Below are 17,112 nucleotides of genomic sequence, written 5' to 3' on the forward strand. Positions count from 1 at the left end.
GATCGTCGTGACGTGCCACCTTGGCATGCGTCCGCGTAGGCTGGCCCTGTGACCGGACGCCCGACCCTGACCCAGCGCCGCCGTGAGGCCACCCGACTGGAGATCGCCCGTACCGCCGCCGCGCTCTTCGCCGAGCGGGGAGCCGAGGCGGTCACCGCCGAGGAGATCGCCCTCGCCGCGGGCATCTCGCTGCGCACCTTCTACCGGTACTTCTCCGTCAAGGAGGACGCCGTCGCCCCGCTGCTCGCGTCGGGCGGGCAGGAGTGGGTGGAGCTGTTCGCGGCGAGCCCGGCCGACCTGCCGCTGCGCGAGGCGCTGGAGCGTGCGGCGGTCGCGTCGCTGACCCCGGCCGACGAGGCGCGGGCGGAGATGATGCGGTGGGCCCGCGGCCTGCTGCGCGACCCGAAGCTGAACGCCACCTGGCAGCGGGTCCACGCCGACTCGGAGGCGCGGCTGCGGGTCGCCCTCACCGGGCGCTGCCCGGACGGCACCGATCCGCTGGAGATCCGGCTGGCCGCCGCCGCCGCGACCGCGGCGATCCGGGTGGCCCTGGAGCAGTGGGCCTCCTCCGAGGCGCCCCTCGCCGGTCCGGGCTCCCCGCAGGACCTCGGCGCGCGCTGCATGCGCGAGCTCACGGCGGGGCTGCGGCTCTGGGGGCGGGTGGGCTGAGCCCGGGCGCAGCCCACCTCGCCCGCTCCGGCTGACGGAGGACAGCCGACCGCTGACAGATGTCAGATGACAACTTTCGAAATCTGTTATCTGAACGTTGTCATCTGTCAGCCCGGCTCCCCGTCACCTCCCAGCCGCGGTCAGCTTCCTCCCAGCTGGCGTTAGGGTTGGTCCTCGCGCCCCGGCGGGGGAACCGGGGTGACCTCCTCGGATGTCCCCAGCGGAGGGGACTGGAGTTCGAGGCGTGGGAGCAAGCGGGACATGGGTCTGACGAGCCACAAGGTGCTGGCGCTGACCGCACTGATCGCGGTCGTGATGATGGTCGCCACGGTCTGGCTGTGGCCCAGACTCGCGAAGAAGACCTGGCAGTCGGTGCTCGGCCGGATCGGCGCACTGCTCGCCACCCAGCTCGCGGTGCTCGCCGCGCTCGGCCTGGTCGCGAACAACTACTTCGCCTTCTACAGCAGTTGGGACGACCTGCTGGGCACCGGCGACACCGGCCCGGTGGTCATCCACAACAAGGCGGACGCCTCCGGCCGGCTGATGGTGGAGACGATGGGCCAGGCCGCGGTCAAGGGCGGCGGCGCGATGGGCCGCGAGCCCGCCCAGTCCGGTGAGATCCGCAAGGTCCGGATAGACGGCGCGGCCAGCCGGCTGTCCACCGAGGGCTACGTCTACCTGCCCCCGCAGTACTTCCAGCCGGAGTACGCCCAGAAGCAGTTCCCGGCCGTGATCGTCAGCACCGGATTCCCAGGAATCGCCGAGAACCTGATCACCCGCTTCAACTACCCGGGCGCCGCGCTCAAGCTGCTGCAGGAGGGGCGGATGCAGCCGACCGTCATGGTCCTGGTGCGCCCCTCGCCCGCGCTGCCCCAGGACACCGAGTGCGAGGACGTCCCGAACGGCCCGCAGTCCGACACCTACTTCACCAAGGACGTGCCCTCGGCGATCCAGGCCAGCTACCGGGTCTCCACCGACCCGCAGGCCTGGGCCTTCATGGGCAACTCGACCGGCGGCTACTGCGCGCTCAAGCTGGCCATGCGCCACCCGGACGTCTTCCCGACCGCCGTCGCCCTCTCCGCCTACTACGACGCCGCCGACGACCCGACCACGGGCGACCTCTTCGGCGGCAGCAAGCAGCGCCGCGACGAGGCCAACCTGCTGTGGCGGCTGAAGAACCTGCCGCAGCCGAAGGTGTCCGTGCTGCTGGCCGGCACCAAGAAGGGCGACGGCGACTACCGGCAGCAGACCGAGGCCTTCGTCGACGGGGTGCAGAGCCCGATGAAGGTCTCGTACAGCATGCTGGAGAACGGCGGCCACAACTTCGAGACCTGGAGCGCCCTGCTGCCCTCCTCGCTGGAGTGGCTGTCCCAGCACCTCAAGGTGCCGAACCAGTCCGCATGAGCCTGAATGACCGATCCTGAACGACCGATCCTGAACGACCGAGCCTGAACGACCGAACCCCCGGAGCCATGGCACCGGGGGTTCGGTCATTCAGGAGCCGTACGGCGGTCCCGCCGCTCAGGCCACCCGCTCCAGCGTCCCGGTGTGCAGCTGGCCGACCCGGCCGCCCTCGCCCTCGAAGGTCCAGAAGGCCCGCACGGTCAGCCTGCCGAGGTCCATCACGTGGCTGACGGTGATCCCGCTCTGCTCGGTCCAGCTGACGAAGTAGATCGAGGGCGCGACCTCGGCGACGTGCAGGCGCACGTCCTCCCACTGGCCCGCCGACTCGCCGAGGCCCTCCCAGCGCAGCCGCGTACCGTCGGCCGAGTAGGTGTTGCGGAAGGCCGCGCCGTTGTCGACCCGGAAGAGGTAGGTGCGGCCGGCGAAGGCGGGCAGGGGCGCGGTCATGGTGGGGCGGGTCCTCGTCTCTGTCAGGTCGTGGCGAGCACCCGGTCGGGCTCGCCGCTCTTGTGCACGGCGGATGATGTCAGGCTTCCAATTTATCCGACCGGGCGCACTCGGTCAGGCAAAGGCCACGGTACGGTCCGCCACCACGCGGCGGCCCGGGTGTGCGACCGGCACATGGGCAGGGCCGCGCGCCGGCCCTAGCGTCCGGCCATGAGACGTACCCCCACACGCCCCGGCCCCGCGAGACGCGTCCCCACCGCCCTCGCCGCCGTGCTCCTGACCCTCGCCGCCGCCCTGCTCGGCACCCCCACCGCCGCGCAGGCGGGCACGGCCCGGGCCGCGGCCGCCGCCCCCCTCACCCTGGAAGCGACCTTCCCCGCCCCCGGCAACGGCTGGGCCAAGGTCGAGCGCTACCTCGACACCACCCCCGGCTTCGGCGCCGAGCAGTTCCCCGCCGATGGCCGCGGCGACCAGGACGGCGCCCGCCGGACGTACTTCGGCACCGGTCGGCCCTCCTCCGCCCGGTTCCTGCTCTACTCCGCCGCGGGCTGGGACACCGGCGCCCAGGCCACCCCCGTCCTGCTGGTCCACGGCGCCAACGACAACGCCGACCGGGCCTGGGCGAACCCGGGGGAGAGCGGCGCCTGCGGTGCCGTGAACTGCCCGTCCACCGGGCTCGCCCAGTACCTGGCCGGCACCGGCCACCGGGTCTTCGCGATCGGCTTCGCCCACAAGCACGGCGACAACCTGCTCCAGGCGCAGGCGGTCGGCGACGCGGTCGCGCTGATCCGGGCCCGGCTCGGGGTCCCCCAGGTCGACGTGGTGGCCTGGAGCAAGGGCGAGGTCGCCGCCCGGGCGTACGTGTCCTCGGTGAAGCCCTCCTGGGGGAGGGCGTACGCGGGCGACGTGCGCCGGCTGGTCACGCTGGGCGGGCCGCACGGCGGGCTCGACTACGTGTACGCGCACGGCTGGGACTTCGACCTGGTGACCTGGCCCGCCTGCGGCGGCACCGCCAACGCACCGTCCCCTCACCTCTCCATGACCTGCTACGGCACGTACACCGCGCAGCCCTGCCTCGGGGTGCTGCCGAGCGGCGGCTACGACTGCTACCCGGGCCAGCGCCAGCTGCTCGCCCGCTGGGACGGCACCTACGGGGTGGACAGCAGTGCGCAGGACTGGTGGACCACCTACTACGGCGGCCAGGGCTTCTACACCTCCGGCCAGGGCATCCAGGCGGCGATCGACGCGGGCTCGCTGATCGCCCCGCTCCGGCAGGCCGGCATCCCGGCCGCGGTGCGCACCTACCTGTTGGCGGGCGGGTCCGCCGACATCCCGGGCGTGCTCAACGAGGGCCGCGGGCCGAGCGACGGCCTGGTCTTCACCGCGAGCGCGCTGGACACCACCGGCATCGCGACGGTCGGCGGCACCCGGCTGCTCGGCGGCCTGAACCACCTGGAGCTCGCCTGGGCGCCGGACGCGGCGAGCCAGGTCAACACCTGGCTGGGCTGAGCCTCAAGCCGGTCAACTCGGCTGCCGCACGGGGCTGTTGGTCGGCATCTCGGCGGGGATGGCGCCCCGCCCGCCGCCGGCAGGACGGTCCCGTCGGCAGGGCCGACCCCGCCGACGGGACCGCGCGGCCCACACGGCTCAGGAACCGGCGGCCGTCCCGGCCACCGTGATGTCGAACGGCTGCCGGTTGTTGCCCTCGTACCGGTCGTCCGCGCTGCGCACCGCGACCGAGCCGCCGCTCAGCCTGCCCTCCGGCAGGTCCGGGGCGAGCCGGACCGGGATGAGGGCGGTCGCGCTGCGCCCCTCCCGCAGTCCGGGCGCGAACACGCACCGCACGACGCGGCCGCGGCTCACCACCTGGCAGGTGGACGGGAAGAACGGGCCCTCCGGGCTGACGCCCTCCGGCAGGGTGATCGCGACCGTGAACGGGGAGGCGGTGGTCTCCGGGCCGCCGTTGCCGACGAAGGCGTGGATGGTGGTGGTGCCGCCGGGCGCGGCCGCGTCCGGGTCGATCCGGACCACCTCCAGGTCGGAGTCGGACGGTCGCGCGGCGGCCTCGGCCGTCCCAGGCCCGGCGGTGGACCCGGCCCCGGACCCGGCTCCGGGCTTGGCCGGGGCCGGCAGGGTCGAGGCGGTGGGCGTCGCCGGTGCGGGCAGGGTGGACGGCGAGGGCGCACCGGCCGCGACGACCTCCACGGCGGGCCGGGGCTCGGGCCGCCGCAGCGCCCAGACCGGGTCGGTGGCCAGTACCGTCACCGCGCACCCCGCCGCCACGGCCGCGACCAGCCCGGCCCCGCCGAACCCCCGGCCCCTCGCGGCGCGCCGTACGCCACCGGCCCGTACGCCATCGGTCCGGACCTCACCTCCCCGGACCCCACCGCCCCGCGCGCCCTCCCATGCGTCCCGGTACTGCTGCTCCATCCCCGCTCACCCTGCCCTCGCGTCCCGGCCGCCCGCGCCGTTGCGGGCCGCGTCGGCACCAGGGTGGCGGAGCCACTGCCGCAGCTGGGCGGCAACCCGCCCGTCGTCCGCCCGAACGGATGACGCGGCACGCCGTGCCAACCGGGTCGGCGGGCAAGGGAGGTTGACGTTCCGTCAGGGAGCGAGGACCTGGCCCAGCCGGGTCGCGATCTGGTGCATCACCGGTACCAGCGAGGCGGCTCCGGCCTGCTCCTCCAGCGCCCGGATGCGGGCCTCCGGGCCGGAGACCGAGAGCGCGGTGGGCGTCGGCGCGCCCGGGACGGCGAGCGCGATGCAGCGGACGCCGATCTCCTGCTCCTGGTCGTCGACCACGTAGCCGCGCTCGCGCGCCTCGGCGAGCTGGCGCATCAGCTCCTGCGGGTCGGTGACCGTGTACTCGGTGTGCGCTGGCAGCGGGTTGGGGCCGAGCACGGCGCGGGCCTCGTCCTCGGGCAGCTGGGCGAGCAGCGCCTTGCCGACGCCGGTGCAGTGCGGCTGCACCCGTCGGCCGACCTCGGTGAACATCCGCATCGAGCGGCGCGACTGCACCTGGCCGACGTACACCACCTCGCCGCCCTCCAGCACCGCCAGGTTGGCGGTCTCGCCGGTGGCCTCCATGAGCTCGGCCAGGTACGGGCGGGCCCAGCTGCCGAGCAGCCGGCCGGCCGTCTCGCCGAGCCGGATCAGCCGGGGGCCGAGGGTGTAGCGGCGCGCGGTGTCCTGGCGGACATAGCCCTGCTGCACGAGGGTACGAACCAACCGGTGGATGGTCGGCATCGGGAGGCCGGACGTGGTGGAGAGCTCGCTGAGGGTGGCCACGCCGCCGGAGTCGGCCAGCGCCTCCAGGAGTTGGAAGGCGCGTTCGACGGACTGCACGCCGCCGCCCGCGCGGTCGGCGCCTGTCGTCGATGCTGGGTCGGGGGTCGCAACCACCGGCGTTTCCTTCACTGTCGGGGAGGAGTAGAGTCCCGGCGATCTCTTCAACAAACCGTTGAAATTCTGTATCGCGGAAACTAGTCTCCACCTTACAGAATCGAACTCGCCGGCAGGCGGGTACCGATCGAGGAAGTTCCCTGAGGAAGTTCCCACCGGAGCTCCCTCCGCCAGGCTCAACCGTCTTAGGAGTGTCCTGCTCATGGCTGCAGATCAGGGGCCCGTCGGCGCCTCGCCCGCCGCTCCGGTCGTCACTGTCGCCGGTCCTCGCGTCCCCCGGGCGGAGGAGGTGCTCACTCCGGAGGCGCTTGCCTTCGTCGCCGGGCTCCATCGGGCCTTCGAAGGGCGCCGACAGGAGCTGCTGGCCGGGCGGAAGGCCCGCCGCGCCGAGATCGCCGCCACTGGCACGCTGGACTTCCGCCCCGACACCGCCGACATCCGGGCCGGGGACTGGAAGGTCGCCGAGGCGCCCCGCGCCCTCCGGGACCGCCGGGTCGAGATCACCGGGCCGACCGACCGCAAGATGGTCGTCAACGCGCTCAACTCCGGAGCGCGGATCTGGCTCGCGGACTTCGAGGACGCCTCCGCCCCGACCTGGGAGAACGTGGTCGTCGGCCAGGTCAACCTGACCGACGCCTTCGAGGGCCGGATCGACTTCACCGGCGCGGCCGGCAAGGCGTACACCCTCAAGCCCGCCGCCGAACTCGCCACCGTCGTGGTCCGCCCCCGCGGCTGGCACCTGGACGAGAACCACCTGCTGGTCGACGGCACCCCGGTGGCCGGCGCGTTCGTCGACTTCGGCCTCTACTTCTTCCACAACGCCGCCCGGCTGCTGGCCAAGGGTGCCGAGGACCCCAACTCCGGCCCGTACTTCTACCTGCCGAAGACCGAGAGCCACCTCGAGGCCCGGCTGTGGAACGACGTGTTCACCCACGCCCAGGCCGAACTCGGCATCCCGCACGGCACGATCCGGGCGACCGTGCTGATCGAGACCATCACCGCCGCGTTCGAGATGGACGAGATCCTCTACGAGCTGCGCGACCACGCGGCCGGCCTCAACGCCGGGCGCTGGGACTACCTGTTCTCGATCGTCAAGAACTTCCGCGACGCCGGCGAGCACTACATCCTGCCGGACCGCAACACCGTCACCATGGCCTCGCCGTTCATGGCCGCCTACACCCGGCTGCTGGTGCGGACCTGCCACCGGCGCGGCGCCCACGCGATCGGCGGCATGGCCGCGTTCATCCCGAGCCGCCGCGACCCGGAGGTCAACGCGGCCGCGCTGGAGAAGGTCAAGGCGGACAAGGACCGCGAGGCCGGGAACGGCTTCGACGGCTCCTGGGTCGCCCACCCCGACCTGGTGCCGGTCGCCCGGGCCTCCTTCGACGCGGTGCTCGGCGAGCGGCCCCACCAGAAGGACAACCCCGGCCCGGCCGAGCCGGTGACCGCCGCCCAGCTCCTCGACATCGCCGGAGCCGGCGGCACCTGCACCCGCGCGGGGCTGCACAACGCCGTCCAGGTCGGCATCCGCTACATCGAGGCCTGGCTGCGCGGGCTCGGGGCTGTCGGCATCTTCAACATGATGGAGGACGCCGCCACCGCCGAGATCTCCCGCTCGCAGATCTGGCAGTGGATCCACAACGGGGTCGTGCTCTCCGACACCGGCGAGAAGGCCACCGCCGACCTGGTCCGTTCCCTGGTCGCCGCGGAGCTGGCCGAACTCCTCGCCGAGCTGGGCGAGGAGGCCTACGGCGCCGGCCGCTGGCCGGAGGCCGCCCGGCTCTTCGAACAGGTCGCCCTGGCCGAGGAGTTCGTGGACTTCCTGACCCTCCCCGCGCTCCCGCTGCTGGGCTGATCCCGACCTGCCCGCCGGAGCCCGCCCGGCTGCGGTGCGCCGGCGGTCCACCACTCCGTTCCGTACGGCGACGAATCCCACCTGTCCTCTCGTCGCCGTACGGAACGGTCTTGTCCACGTAAGGAGTTCACCCATGGCGCGCATGTTCTTCAACGGCCAGGCAATGGTCGGTGGTCCCTTCCACGCGAAGGTCGCCGACTCGCTGATCGGGCCGGCCAGGACCGCCCCCGGCTACCGCTTCTTCTCCATCGACCACAGCGGCGGTACGGACGTCTGCCCGGGACTGCTGGCCGACCCGGAGGCGGACACCGCCATCGAGGGCGAGCTGTACGACATCCCCCTGGAGCGGCTGCGGGACGTCATCCTGCCGGGGGAGCCGCGGGAGCTGGAACTGGGCGTCATCGAGCTGGAGGACGGCTCCGCGTGCCTGTCCATGCTGCTCTCCCGGGGCGAGCTGGAGCGCGGCGTCCACCGGGAGATCACCCACCACGGCGGCTGGCGCGGCTACCTGGCCTCGATCGGGCGCACGGCCTGACGGCTGCCGCCGGGTGCGCCGGCAGCCCCGGACCCTCGCCGTGGGTCCGGGGCTGCGGTCCGCGCACCGGTGACGGCGAACAGGCGACAGATAACAGGCGACAGATAACAGATAACAGATGACGAAAGTTGTCAGCTGTCATCTGTCCGCCGCTGTCGTCCGTCCGTCGCCCCGAGGTGCGCGGAGCCCGGGGGCGCACCGTCCCTGGGCGCCCCCGGAGTACGGGGTGGGCGTCGGACCGGCCCCAGGCCGAACCGGCCCAGACCGGACAGGCCCTAGACCGGACGCGCCGCCAGCTCGCGGGCGGCGCGGGCGCAGTCGCGTGCGATCCGGTCCTCGTTGACGGTGGTCAGCTGCCCCTTCTCGACCACCGCGTTGCCGTTGACGAACAGCACCGACAGCGGCGGCAGCGCGCCGAAGGTGAGCGCGGCGACCGGGTCGGCGATGGACGAGTGCATGACCCCGTCGATCTTCCACAGCGCCAGGTCGGCGAGCTTGCCGACCTCGATCGAGCCGATCTCGTCCTGCCGGCCGAGCACCCGGGCGCCGCCCATGGTGCCCAGGCGCAGCGCCTGCCGCCCGGTCAGCGCGGCGGGGGAGCCGTGCAGCCGGTTGATCAGCAGGGCGTTGCGCAACTCCGTACCGAGCTCGCCGGACTCGTTGGAGGCGGTGCCGTCCACCCCGAGCCCGACCGGGACGCCGGCCCGGAGCATGTCGGGCACCCGCGCGATCCCGGCCGCCAGGCGGGCGTTGGAGGACGGGCAGTGGGCGACGCCGGTGCCGGTCTCGGCGAACTTGGCGATGTCGGAGTCGTTCATGTGCACGCAGTGCGCCATCCAGACGTCCTCGCCGAGCCAGCCCACCGACTCGAAGTAGTCGGTCGGCCCCATGCCGAACAGCTCCTTGCAGAACGCCTCCTCCTCGGCCGTCTCCGAGCCGTGGGTGTGCAGCCGGACGCCCTTGCGGCGGGCGAGTTCGGCGGACTGCCGGAGCAGGTCGGTGGAGACGGAGAAGGGGGAACAGGGCGCGAGGGCGATGTGCAGCATCGAGCCGAAGGAGGAGTCGTGGTAGCGGTCCACGGCGGTCTCGGAGGCGGCCAGGATGTCGTCCAGCTCCTCGACCGCGTGGTCCGGCGGCAGCCCGCCGTCCTTCTTCGAGCGGTCCATCGAGCCGCGCAGCGCGGTGAAGCGCAGGCCGAGCTCCTGGACGGCCTCGATGGAGGCGCCGAGGATGTCGCCGCCGTCCTTCGGGAAGACGTAGTGGTGGTCCGAGGCGGTGGTGCAGCCGGACTTGAGCAGCGCGGCGGCGGAGCCCTGGCTCGCGGCGTGCACGAGCCGCTCGTCGATCCGCGCCCAGGTCGGGTAGAGGGCGACCAGCCAGTCGAACAGGATGTCGTCCTGGGCCAGGCCGCGGGTGATCCACTGGTAGAAGTGGTGGTGGGTGTTGACCAGGCCGGGGGTGGCCAGGTGGCCCTCGCCGTTGATCCGGCGCACCACGTTGTCCAGCCACGCGGGGGCGGGGCCGTCGCCCACCGCCTCGATGGTGTTGCCGAGGAGGACCACGTGGCCGCGGGCGTACTCGGTGTCGTTCGCGTCCACGGTGGCGATCGCGACGTTCTCGATCACGGTCCGCTGGTCGGTGGGCGGGGGCTGGACTGCCATGGCGTGACTCCTAGGGGGGAGGGCCGGGAGGGGTGCGCACCGTGGTGCGCGCCCCTCCCGGGGCCGGTCAGGACGGCGTCGCCGTCGGAACCGTGGGACCTGTCGGCATCGACGGCACCGACGGCACCGCGGGAGCCGTCGGAGCCGCCGGTACCGTCGCGTCGGAGCCCTGGCCGGGCCTGGAGCGACGGGCGGCCCCGACGTGGTGGAAGAGCAGGTTGAGCAGGACGGCCACCACGCAGCCGGCCGATATCCCCGAGTGCAGCAGGGTCCGGGCGGCCTCCGGGAAGGAGTCGTAGAACGTCGGCGCGGCGATCGGGACGATGCCGACCCCGAGCGAGACGGACACCAGGATGGTGTTCGACCCGGACTCCATGCCGGCCTCCGCGAGGGTGCGGATGCCGCTGGCCGCGACCGTGCCGAAGAGCACGATCCCGGCGCCGCCGAGGACGGGCTGCGGCACCAGGGAGACGACCGAGCCCAGCACGGGGAACAGCCCCAGCAGGACCAGGATGCCTCCGCCGGCCGCGACCACGAAGCGGCTGCGGATCTTCGTCAGCGCCACCAGCCCGATGTTCTGGGCGAAGGCGCTGGCGGCGAAGCCGTTGAAGACGGGGCTGAGCGCGGTGGCCAGGCCGTCGGCCCGCAGGCCGGCGGCGAGGGTGGGTTCGTCCGCCTCGCGGTCGACGATCCTGCCGAGGGCGAGCATGTCGGCGGTGGACTCGGTCATCGCGACCACCATGACGATGCACATCGAGACGATCGCGGCGGCGTCGAACACGGGCGCGCCGAAGTGGAACGGGGAGGGGAGCGAGAAGACCTTCGCGTCCTTGACCGCGCCGAAGTCGGCGAGCCCCAGCGGGAAGGCGATCAGGGTGCCGAACGCCAGGCCGATGAGCAGGGACAGCTGCTGCCAGAACCCGCGCAGCAGCCGGTTGCAGAGCACCACCGCGACGAGGGTGATCGCGGCGAGGCCGACGGCCCGCATGGAGCCGTACCCGGGGGCGCCCGGCGAACCGCCGCGCGCCCAGTTGACCGCCACCGGGAGCAGGGACACCCCGATGAGGGTGATCACGGTGCCCTGGACGACCGGGGGGAAGAACCGGATGAGCTTGCAGAAGTACGGTGCCGCGAGGAAGCACAGGAGCCCCGCGACGATCACCGCTCCGAAGATCACCGGGAGGGCCTCCTTCGGTCCTCCCGTCTTCTCGATGGAGCCCTTGGCGATGGCGATCATGGGCGCGACCCCCGCGAAGGAGACGCCGTTCACGAACGGCAGCCGCGCGCCGATCTTCCAGATGCCGAGGGTCTGGAGGAGGGTGGCCAGTCCGGCGGTGAACAGGCTGGCCGAGATGAGCAGGGCGAGTTCGGCGGGGGAGAGCCCGACGCCGGCGCCGACGATGAGCGGGGGTGCGACGACCCCCGCGTACATCGCGGCGACGTGCTGGAGTCCGGTGGAGAACAGCTTCACCGGGGGCAGCAACTCGTCCACGGGATGGGTTCCGGGCCGGGGCGGCTTGCCGGTGCGGTGCGCCGGCGTGCCGTCCGTGCCGTCCGGGTCCTGCGTTCTCTCCGGGGTGGAACCGCCGTCTGTACTGGTGGTGTTGCTGGGTGCCATGTCGAGCCCCTCTTGTGCCCGTGGCTCCCGGCGCGCCCGTGGCGCTGGAGTGCGGCTGGTGCTGGTGCTGGTACGACCGGGGGCGGGACGGCGGTGCAAGGATCCCTCGGCCGGGCTCTCCAGTGCCCCGGGCCGGCCGCCGCGAGGCAGACACGAACTCCGGTGGGTGGGGGTGGAGGTGGAGAAGAACTAACTGGTGCGGGTGGTGCCTGGTGATGGGGCCGGTGGGGCGGCCCGCCCGGACGTCCGGCCCGTGGGGACCGGGGGATGCGGCGATTCCGGGCGGCGTCCACCTGAGGGTGGTGAGGGTGGGGGAGGTCAGGCGACCGGGATGACCGGGACGACGCCCTCGCGGTGCACGGTGCCCTCGATCAGGCCGTACATGCGGTCCGCGGCGAAGTAGACCTCGTTCTCGTTCTTGAGGCCGAACGGCTCCAGGTCGACCAGGAAGTGGTGCTTGTTCGGCAGTTCGAGGCGGACCTCGTCCACCTCGGCGCGGTTGTTGAGGACCCGGGTGCCCATCGCGTGCAGGGTCTGCTGCAGCGAGTAGGAGTAGGTCTCGGCGAACGCCTCCAGCAGGTGCCGCTTCACGTGGGTGTAGGAGCGGTTCCAGTTGGGCTGGGCCTCGCCGTCCCGGCCGCTGTAGCCGAACTTCCAGCGGGCGGTGACCTGGGTGGCGAGGATGCGGTCGTACGCTTCCTGGAGGGTGGTGTAGCCGTCCTTGATGTAGCCCCAGAACTCCGAGTTGGTGGAGTTCATGACGACCAGGTCCTTCAGGCCGGATATGACCTGGACGGACTCCCCGTCGTAGACGATCTCGCTGGTGCGGACCTCCTGGCCGTTGCGGACGAAGGAGTGGCCGACCTCCTCCGAGCCGATGAAGCGGGCCGAGCTGTCCGGCGTCCGGATCCGGTCCCAGGAGTACTCCTCGATCCGGATCCGGGCGCTGTGCACGACGCCGCGCTCGGTGTCGTCGACGAAGTGGCGGGCCAGGAGGATGCCGAACGCCTCGGCCGACTCGATGCCGTGCTCCTTGGCGAAGGCGTAGACGGTGTTCTTGGTGGTGTCGGTGGGAAGGCAGTTGGCGTTGGACCCGGTGAGGTGGACGTCCTCGAACTCGCCGCGGAGCGAGACCGAGACGTTCAGGTCCTTGATCTCGTGCCGGGTGGAGTCGCGGTGGATCCGGACGATGCGGTTCTCCGCCTTGCCGTACTGGTTCTGACCGAGCACGTGGGCCATGACGTGGCTCCTAAGCTTTCCAGGTCGGTCCACTAGCTTCCGCGGTAGACCGAGTATCCGAACGGGTTGAGCAGCAACGGCACGTGGTAGTGGTGCTGTTCGGGCGCGACCGTGAAGACGATCGAGACCTCGGGGAAGAACGGCGGCTCGGCGGACGTGGACGCGGAGTACGCGCCGGTGTCGAAGAGCAGCCGGACGACCGAGCCCGCCTCCACGGCCGGCAGGTCCTTGACCCGGCCGTCGGAGTCCGTGGCGGAGGTGCCGAGCACCTGCCAGCCACCCTCGGTGTGCAGTGCGAGCTCGACCGGGACGCCCTCGGCCGGTCGGCCGAGGCTGGTGTCGAGCACGTGGGTGGAGATGCCAGTCATGGGTGAAGTGACCTTACTGATGGCAGAAGTGATGGTGCGTCAGCATCAGTGGATGCCGGAAGTGTCTGGCAAGGAGGATGAGAGAAAGCGCGATATGACTGAGCGTCAGGGAGCGTCGAGCAGGCGGTCGAGCCGGATGTCGTTGATCTTGCGCAGCTCCCCGCGGACGATCTCCGCCTCGGTGGCGGCGTCGTTGGGGTGGCGTTCGCGCAGGGCGGCGAGCATGCCGACCGCGGTGCGGCCGGTCGCGCAGATCAGGAACACGTGGCCGAACTTGGCCTCGTAGGCGGCGTTGGCCTCGTGCAGCGCGTCGAGGACCGCCTGGTCCACGCCCTGGATGCCGGCCTGTTCGCGCTCGGAGACGGCGTCGCCGGCCGTCGGCCTGCCGATCCGGGCGTGGCCGGCCATCGCGTCGCGCAGGTCCTCGGTCGTCAGTGACGCCATGGCCGCCGCGTTGGCGGCGAGCAGGGTGTCGCGGTCGGACCAGGGCCGGGCCGCGGCGACCGCGGCGGCCCAGCGGGGGCTGGAGCAGACCTCCAGCAGGATCCCTTCCAGTGCCGCGGCATCGGTCGCGGCCAGGACGTCAAGGGTGTGGGGGTGGTTGGTCACGGGTGGACCTCCTGAAGAGTGGTGCCACCCGGAAAAGCTAGATCGGCCCCACCCGGCCGTCAACACTTTGTTGAACGGTTGGTGGTTACGTTTTGAACCGGGCCCCGATGTCGGGCCCTTTCGTGTGCGATTCGCCAAGTGTGCCCCGCCGCAGGCCGATCCGGTCCTGTCGTGTCGGCGGGGTCACCCGTTCGGAGGCCCCCTGGGCGGGGGCGCGCACACGCCCCGGAGGGCGTCGAGCCGGAGTGTCAGGACGACTTCGCGCCGTCCTGGCGGTTCAGGTAGTTGTACACGGTGAAGCGGCTGACGCCCAGGGCGGAGGCGACGGTCTCCACGCCGTGGCGGACGGTGAAGGCGCCGCGCTCCTCCAGCAGGGCGACGACCCGCTGCTTCTCCAGGCGGTCGAGCTCGGCCAGCGGGCGGCCGTCGAACTGCCGGGTCATCTCGGCGAGCAGCCGGTCCAACGCGCTGCTCAGGTGCGGCAGTCGGACGGCCAGGGCCGGGGTGCCCTCCCACTCCAGGACCACGTCGTCGGGCTTCGCCTCGTCCAGCGGGACGTGCGTCGCGCCGACCGCGGCCAGCAGCGGCTTCACCGCCGCGGCGAGCGGGTGTTCCACGTTCTCGGTCACGGCGTACCGTCCTCCTCGCCCAGCACGCTGACCTGGACCGAGATCCGGGTCGCCCCGGCGTCCAGGGTCTCCTTGAGCAGCTTGGTCACCGCGGCGAGGACCTGCTCGGCCCCGCCCTCGGCACCGGTGCCGAAGGGGCCGACCGAGACGTCCAGGCCGGCGTCGTCGACCACCCGGCGAGCCGCCGCGGCGTGCTCCGGGAACGTGTCCAGTTCGAACGGTTCTGTCGTGAACTCCACCATCAATCGCACGGGGTCACTGTAGCGAGCGGGGGTGCGGGCGGGCAGGGGTCGGGGGATCGAACGGTCCGGCCCCCGCGGACGGCGCGCCGCCGGTGTGGCCTCGGGGTGCCCTCGGGGCTGCCCCGGTGTGCCCTCGGGGCACCCGGCAGGGCCCCTCGGGACTGCTTCAACAAAATGTTGCGACTCCCTTGACACTCGCTCGGCGGGCCGGAGATGCTTCCACCACACAGAATCCCTCTTCCGGATCGTGGAAGTTGCGGATGAAGGAAGAGAGATGAGAGGTGAGTGACGTGACGGCGGCTGCCAAGCACGGCTTCACGGTCAACCTGTCGATCCTGTTCGGCGAACTGCCGCTCCTGGAGCGCCCCGCCGCGGCCGCCGCGGCCGGCTTCACCGCCGCCGAACTGTGGTGGCCCTTCGGTGCGGAGCACGACCCCTCGCAGGCCGAACTGGACGCGCTGCGCAAGGCGTTCACCGACGCCGGCGTGCGGCTCACCGGACTCAACCTCCTGGACGACCTGGGCAAGGGCGCCCGCGGAACCGTCTCGGTGCCCGCCGAGCGGGACCGCTTCCGCGCCAACCTCCCGGTCGCCGCCGAACTCGCCGCCTCGCTCGGCGCCACCGCGCTCAACGCGCTGTACGGCAACCGGGTCGAGGGCGTCGACCCGGCCGAGCAGGACGCGCTCGCGCTGGAGAACCTGGTGCTCGCCGCGCGGGCCGCGCACGGGATCGGCGCCGTCCTGCTGATCGAGGCCCTGAACAGGGCCGAGTCGCCGGACTACCCGCTGGTCTCGGCCGCCGCCGCGGTCGAGGTGGTCGACCGGGTCAACGCCGCCACCGGCCTGGGGAACGCCAGGTTCCTCTGCGACCTGTACCACCTGGCCAGGAACGGCGAGGACCTGGCGGCGGTCATCGACACCCACGCCGACCGCATCGGCCACGTGCAGATCGCCGACACCCCGGGCCGCAACGAGCCCGGCACCGGCGAGCTGGACTTCGAGGACCTGTTCGCCCGGCTCACGGCCGCGGGCTACGCGGGCTCCATCGGTCTGGAGTACCGCCCCTCCGGCGGCGTCAGCGCCGACAGCTTCGGGTGGCTGCCGCGCGAGCTGCGCGCCGCCCAGTAGCGGAGCCGCCCGGCGGCGCGCCGCCGAGCAGTGCCCGGTTCGAGCGGCGGGCAGCGCACCGCCGACCCACCCGACCTCCCACCCGCACACGTAAGGAACTCGACGCGATGAGCCGCAAGATCGCCTTCATCGGCCTCGGCATCATGGGCAGCCCGATGGCCGCCAACCTGGTCAAGGCCGGCCACCACGTCACCGGCTTCAACCTCACCCGGCCGCCGATCGACGCCCTGGTCGCGGTCGGCGGCCACGGCGCCGGCAGCATCGCGGAGGCGGTCGGGGACGCCGAGGTGGTCATCACCATGGTCCCGGCCGACCCGCAGGTCGAGCAGGTCGTCCTGGGGGAGGGCGGCGTGCTGGAGAACGCCAGGCCCGGCACCCTGGTGATCGACATGTCCTCGATCACCCCGCAGACCTCGATCAGGGTCGAGGCCGCCGCCAGGGAGAAGGGCGTCCGCACCCTGGACGCCCCGGTCTCCGGCGGCGAGGCCGGCGCCGTCGAGGCCGTCCTGTCGATCATGGTCGGCGGTGCGGCCGAGGACTTCGCCGAGGCCAGGCCGCTGTTCGACGCGCTGGGCACCACGGTCGTCCACGTCGGCCCGGCCGGCGCCGGCCAGACCGTCAAGGCCGCCAATCAGCTGATCGTCGCGGTCAACATCCAGGTGCTCGCCGAGGCCGTGGTGTTCCTGGAGAATGCCGGCGTCGACCTCGCGGCCGCGCTGGACGTGCTCGGCGGCGGCCTGGCCGGCTCCACCGTGCTCAACCGCAAGCGGGCGAACATGCTGAACCGCGAGTTCGCCCCCGGCTTCCGGATCGACCTGCACCACAAGGACATGGGCATCGTCACCGACGCCGCCCGCGCCGTGGGCGCCGCGCTGCCGGTCGGCGCCGTGGTGGCCCAGCTGGTCGCCTCCGCCCGGGCCAACGGCGACGGCTCGCTCGACCACTCGGCGCTGCTGCGCGGCGTCGAGCGGCTCTCCGGGCGCGAGGTCGCGTAACCGCCGGGGGCTCCCGCGCGGAGCCCCCGGCCCCGAACTCCTCCTGGTGGCGTGTACCTATCCGGTCGTGCCCGCGCCGCCAGGAGGCCGGACCCGACCGGCGTGCGGGCCGGGGCTCATCCGCCCGCCCGTCGGTCGATCCAAGCCGGTGACGCGTACGTCCCCCTGGGGGCACTTCGGTCGTGCCTGGTACGCGTCGCCAGGGCCTGTCTTCGAACTCCCGTCGTCCGCCCGGAGGGCGGGCGGGGCGGCGTTGGGGTGCGTGCATCGCAAGGCGGAGGAGGGAGCCACTGCGGAGCATTGGCGACCGAC

At 72.5% G+C, this 17,112-nt stretch carries 17 protein-coding genes; 7 read left to right on the forward strand and 10 right to left on the reverse strand.

What is annotated here, in order from left to right:
• Positions 1-48: 48 nt before the first annotated feature.
• A complete protein-coding gene (locus ACFY4B_RS06760; protein ID WP_387966731.1) occupies positions 49-669 on the forward strand; it encodes a TetR family transcriptional regulator in 621 nt (206 codons plus the stop codon).
• Positions 670-930: 261 nt separating this feature from the next.
• The gene (locus ACFY4B_RS06765; protein ID WP_387966732.1) at positions 931-2,073 is read left to right on the forward strand and encodes an alpha/beta hydrolase; all 1,143 of its coding nucleotides are present in this window, start codon (positions 931-933) and stop codon (positions 2,071-2,073) included.
• A gap of 117 nt (positions 2,074-2,190) precedes the next feature.
• Here ACFY4B_RS06765 and ACFY4B_RS06770 read toward each other — a convergent pair whose 3' ends face one another.
• Entirely contained in the window at positions 2,191-2,520 is a 330-nt protein-coding gene (locus ACFY4B_RS06770) for a MoaF N-terminal domain-containing protein (RefSeq protein WP_049658181.1), read from the reverse strand.
• Between the two features lie 210 nt (positions 2,521-2,730).
• Here ACFY4B_RS06770 and ACFY4B_RS06775 point away from each other — a divergent pair, with 210 nt between their 5' ends.
• Positions 2,731-4,029, forward strand: coding sequence for an esterase/lipase family protein (locus tag ACFY4B_RS06775; RefSeq protein ID WP_387966733.1), 1,299 nt, complete (start codon positions 2,731-2,733; stop codon positions 4,027-4,029).
• Positions 4,030-4,167: 138 nt separating this feature from the next.
• Here ACFY4B_RS06775 and ACFY4B_RS06780 read toward each other — a convergent pair whose 3' ends face one another.
• Complete coding sequence (locus ACFY4B_RS06780) at positions 4,168-4,950, reverse strand: hypothetical protein (protein WP_387966734.1); 783 nt, start codon at positions 4,948-4,950, stop codon at positions 4,168-4,170.
• Between the two features lie 174 nt (positions 4,951-5,124).
• Positions 5,125-5,922 carry an IclR family transcriptional regulator gene (locus ACFY4B_RS06785; RefSeq protein WP_049653741.1) on the reverse strand — a complete coding sequence of 266 codons (798 nt, stop codon included), beginning with the start codon at positions 5,920-5,922 and terminating at the stop codon, positions 5,125-5,127.
• Positions 5,923-6,124: 202 nt separating this feature from the next.
• On the opposite strand from ACFY4B_RS06785, the gene aceB reads away from it, so the two are divergent.
• Positions 6,125-7,777 carry a malate synthase A gene (gene aceB, locus ACFY4B_RS06790; protein WP_387966735.1) on the forward strand — a complete coding sequence of 551 codons (1,653 nt, stop codon included), beginning with the start codon at positions 6,125-6,127 and terminating at the stop codon, positions 7,775-7,777.
• Positions 7,778-7,910: 133 nt separating this feature from the next.
• Complete coding sequence (locus tag ACFY4B_RS06795) at positions 7,911-8,312, forward strand: hypothetical protein (RefSeq protein WP_049653744.1); 402 nt, start codon at positions 7,911-7,913, stop codon at positions 8,310-8,312.
• A gap of 275 nt (positions 8,313-8,587) precedes the next feature.
• On the opposite strand, the gene ACFY4B_RS06800 is transcribed toward ACFY4B_RS06795, so the two are convergent.
• The 7 genes from ACFY4B_RS06800 to ACFY4B_RS06830 all read right to left on the reverse strand — a co-directional run bounded on the left by ACFY4B_RS06800 (position 8,588) and on the right by ACFY4B_RS06830 (position 14,687).
• Positions 8,588-9,973, reverse strand: a complete 1,386-nt coding sequence (locus tag ACFY4B_RS06800) for an 8-oxoguanine deaminase (RefSeq protein WP_074004301.1) — start codon at positions 9,971-9,973, stop codon at positions 8,588-8,590.
• 67 nt (positions 9,974-10,040) lie between these two features.
• Entirely contained in the window at positions 10,041-11,591 is a 1,551-nt protein-coding gene (locus ACFY4B_RS06805) for a nucleobase:cation symporter-2 family protein (RefSeq protein WP_117492638.1), read from the reverse strand.
• A 318-nt stretch (positions 11,592-11,909) separates the two neighbouring features.
• Positions 11,910-12,830 carry a factor-independent urate hydroxylase gene (pucL, locus tag ACFY4B_RS06810; RefSeq protein WP_074004302.1) on the reverse strand — a complete coding sequence of 307 codons (921 nt, stop codon included), beginning with the start codon at positions 12,828-12,830 and terminating at the stop codon, positions 11,910-11,912.
• A gap of 32 nt (positions 12,831-12,862) precedes the next feature.
• Positions 12,863-13,198 (reverse strand): hydroxyisourate hydrolase, encoded by a 336-nt coding sequence (gene uraH, locus ACFY4B_RS06815; RefSeq protein WP_049653752.1) that lies wholly within the window; start codon positions 13,196-13,198, stop codon positions 12,863-12,865.
• Between the two features lie 105 nt (positions 13,199-13,303).
• The gene (gene uraD / locus ACFY4B_RS06820) at positions 13,304-13,807 is read right to left on the reverse strand and encodes a 2-oxo-4-hydroxy-4-carboxy-5-ureidoimidazoline decarboxylase (protein WP_387966736.1); all 504 of its coding nucleotides are present in this window, start codon (positions 13,805-13,807) and stop codon (positions 13,304-13,306) included.
• A gap of 248 nt (positions 13,808-14,055) precedes the next feature.
• Positions 14,056-14,436 (reverse strand): helix-turn-helix domain-containing protein, encoded by a 381-nt coding sequence (locus tag ACFY4B_RS06825; RefSeq protein ID WP_049653753.1) that lies wholly within the window; start codon positions 14,434-14,436, stop codon positions 14,056-14,058.
• A complete protein-coding gene (locus ACFY4B_RS06830) occupies positions 14,433-14,687 on the reverse strand; it encodes a thiamine-binding protein (protein WP_063780213.1) in 255 nt (84 codons plus the stop codon). The genes ACFY4B_RS06825 and ACFY4B_RS06830 overlap by 4 nt, the downstream gene beginning before the upstream one ends.
• Positions 14,688-14,959: 272 nt before the next feature.
• On the opposite strand from ACFY4B_RS06830, the gene ACFY4B_RS06835 reads away from it, so the two are divergent.
• Positions 14,960-15,805, forward strand: a complete 846-nt coding sequence (locus ACFY4B_RS06835; protein ID WP_074004304.1) for a TIM barrel protein — start codon at positions 14,960-14,962, stop codon at positions 15,803-15,805.
• 107 nt (positions 15,806-15,912) lie between these two features.
• Complete coding sequence (locus ACFY4B_RS06840; RefSeq protein WP_380779474.1) at positions 15,913-16,800, forward strand: 2-hydroxy-3-oxopropionate reductase; 888 nt, start codon at positions 15,913-15,915, stop codon at positions 16,798-16,800.
• Positions 16,801-17,112: the final 312 nt, after the last annotated feature.

It is taken from the genome of Kitasatospora sp. NPDC001261, from assembly GCF_042896795.1.
GTDB lineage: Bacteria > Actinomycetota > Actinomycetes > Streptomycetales > Streptomycetaceae > Kitasatospora.

What these genes read in the sequence shown, in the direction of transcription:
- ACFY4B_RS06765 (WP_387966732.1), top strand. Translation starts at nt 931, where the DNA reads ATGGGTCTGACGAGCCACAAGGTGCTGGCGCTGACCGCACTGATCGCG.
- ACFY4B_RS06770 (WP_049658181.1), bottom strand. Translation starts at nt 2,520, where the DNA reads ATGACCGCGCCCCTGCCCGCCTTCGCCGGCCGCACCTACCTCTTCCGG.
- ACFY4B_RS06775 (WP_387966733.1), top strand. Translation starts at nt 2,731, where the DNA reads ATGAGACGTACCCCCACACGCCCCGGCCCCGCGAGACGCGTCCCCACC.
- ACFY4B_RS06780 (WP_387966734.1), bottom strand. Translation starts at nt 4,950, where the DNA reads ATGGAGCAGCAGTACCGGGACGCATGGGAGGGCGCGCGGGGCGGTGGG.
- aceB (WP_387966735.1), top strand. Translation starts at nt 6,125, where the DNA reads ATGGCTGCAGATCAGGGGCCCGTCGGCGCCTCGCCCGCCGCTCCGGTC.
- ACFY4B_RS06795 (WP_049653744.1), top strand. Translation starts at nt 7,911, where the DNA reads ATGGCGCGCATGTTCTTCAACGGCCAGGCAATGGTCGGTGGTCCCTTC.
- ACFY4B_RS06800 (WP_074004301.1), bottom strand. Translation starts at nt 9,973, where the DNA reads ATGGCAGTCCAGCCCCCGCCCACCGACCAGCGGACCGTGATCGAGAAC.
- ACFY4B_RS06805 (WP_117492638.1), bottom strand. Translation starts at nt 11,591, where the DNA reads ATGGCACCCAGCAACACCACCAGTACAGACGGCGGTTCCACCCCGGAG.
- pucL (WP_074004302.1), bottom strand. Translation starts at nt 12,830, where the DNA reads ATGGCCCACGTGCTCGGTCAGAACCAGTACGGCAAGGCGGAGAACCGC.
- uraH (WP_049653752.1), bottom strand. Translation starts at nt 13,198, where the DNA reads ATGACTGGCATCTCCACCCACGTGCTCGACACCAGCCTCGGCCGACCG.
- ACFY4B_RS06840 (WP_380779474.1), top strand. Translation starts at nt 15,913, where the DNA reads ATGAGCCGCAAGATCGCCTTCATCGGCCTCGGCATCATGGGCAGCCCG.